At 66.0% G+C, this 1,663-nt stretch carries 2 protein-coding genes; both read left to right on the plus strand.

Annotation, left to right across the window (positions count from 1 at the left end):
* Positions 1 to 308: 308 nt before the first annotated feature.
* Positions 309 to 725, plus strand: coding sequence for a hypothetical protein (locus B0E53_RS36290; RefSeq protein ID WP_146167967.1), 417 nt, complete (start codon positions 309 to 311; stop codon positions 723 to 725).
* Positions 726 to 851: 126 nt separating this feature from the next.
* The gene (locus tag B0E53_RS36295) at positions 852 to 1,169 is read left to right on the plus strand and encodes a hypothetical protein (RefSeq protein ID WP_107079899.1); all 318 of its coding nucleotides are present in this window, start codon (positions 852 to 854) and stop codon (positions 1,167 to 1,169) included.
* The last annotated feature ends 494 nt before the right edge of the window (positions 1,170 to 1,663 follow it).

Consider the following 1,663-nt stretch of genomic DNA (forward strand, 5'->3'; position numbering starts at 1 on the left):
CGGCCGCAGAGCGACAGCGGCAGCGGCCGGCGCGCGCCCAGGCGGCGGCGCGTGCGGCCCGTCAAGGGCCGCCTTGATCGATGTAAGGAAAGTTCTCCCACTCGGCCGGCAGCCGGCCGTGTCCTCCGTCGACTGATGCGCGACACTCGTCCGCCGACTGATCTGCGACACCTCAGCGCGCTAATCGCGGCGGATAGTGCGGCTGAGCTTGGTGGACGTGCGCCGACCGGCAGGGTTGCCCGCCCGATACCCTGCGTCTGTGATCCGACCTCATGACACAAGCCGCTCGCATGGGACTCGGGAGCGCCGTGGATGAGGTGGAGGCGCTGTGGAAGCGCGCCGGACTGGATGAACTACACATTATCTGGAACCTTGCGGCTGACTACGGCGCTGATGGCGAGGCTCCCGAGGGCACTCCACGAGGCATCGTGCAGCTTTCGTACCTGCTGCGTGTCTACAACTCAGCGATGGGTGGTGGCTTGGGCTTCGCTGTCGAGGTGAACGAGATCTTCCGTCTGAAACGAGCCATGGACGCGATGCGGTACTTCGGATTGACGGAACTCGCCGAGCTAGTAGCAGACCTCATTGAGCACGACTTGGACGGTGACTACGCCGAGTCCAGGCACGATGATCTGGAGTGCCTCCTCGGCCCCCAAGACGAGGCCCTAACGACTGCGTTCAGAGTCAAAGCTGCCGAAAGGCCCGCCGACTTCGGCCTGGCATGACGGCGGCCATCCTGCCGCACCTAGATCGCTGCATCTGTCGCACTTCACCTGGCAGAGCCCCGTCGCACATCAGTTGTCGGATCACAGCCGGCAGCCGGCTGGGCCTCGCCCCGGAAAGATGACGGTATGGACCGCTTCGAGGGCCGCTGCTGGCTGGACTTGTGGGCGAACTCTTCCACCCTGCTCGGCAGCGTCGAGGTGGCCATCGCGATTGCCGCCGTCACCGGCGGCTGGGAGGCTGACGGTCGCCTGGTCAGCGAGAGCGACGAGGACCGCGAGGCGTTTGCATTCCTGTGCGAACTCGACCCCGTCTTCACGCTGCGATTCGAAGACGAGAGCGTTGTCGCCGTTACCGTGCATCCCACCGATGAGCATCGCCGCTTCAGCCTCACCGAGTACACCGGGCCGGCTCAGCGATCGGTCGTAAACCGCATCGCTCTGTAGGCAGCGCCGAACCTAATTGGCTCGACAGCAGTTTCACGGCACGTTGACGTGTCGGTACCCGGTGCTACTCTGACCCTCGTCGAGCGCACCAGCGCGGCCTTCCCGCCGGATCGCTGGACTCGACGTCGGAGATGCTGAGCGGCCTTCCTGCCGCTGATGCGGGCCGTGTCCCGCCGGCTCTCGATCGCACCGGCCCCCATGCCGGTTCCCCGAATCCGCTGAGCGGCCCAGCACGGCCATTTGCCTGCCGTCCACGATGGCCTGGATTCGCACCTCCATGGGTGGGGGCAGCCTGCGGCAACCCGCCGGATGCCGACATCCCAGGCTCCCTACCCGTGCCGGCCCTTGATCACCGAGTCCACGAGCGTGAAAGGACTCTCAATGAGCGTGTCAAGCCGTGATGGCGGGTGGGTGCTCCTGCCAGGCGCGGTTGTCGCGGATGAGGGCCCACAGCACGTTCGTGCGGCGCCGGGCCAGGCAGATGACGGCTTGGA

The organism is Micromonospora sp. MH33, assembly GCF_003013775.1.
GTDB classification, from domain to species: Bacteria; Actinomycetota; Actinomycetes; order Mycobacteriales; family Micromonosporaceae; genus Micromonospora; species Micromonospora fulviviridis.

What these genes read in the sequence shown, in the direction of transcription:
- B0E53_RS36295 (WP_107079899.1), top strand. Translation starts at nt 852, where the DNA reads ATGGACCGCTTCGAGGGCCGCTGCTGGCTGGACTTGTGGGCGAACTCT.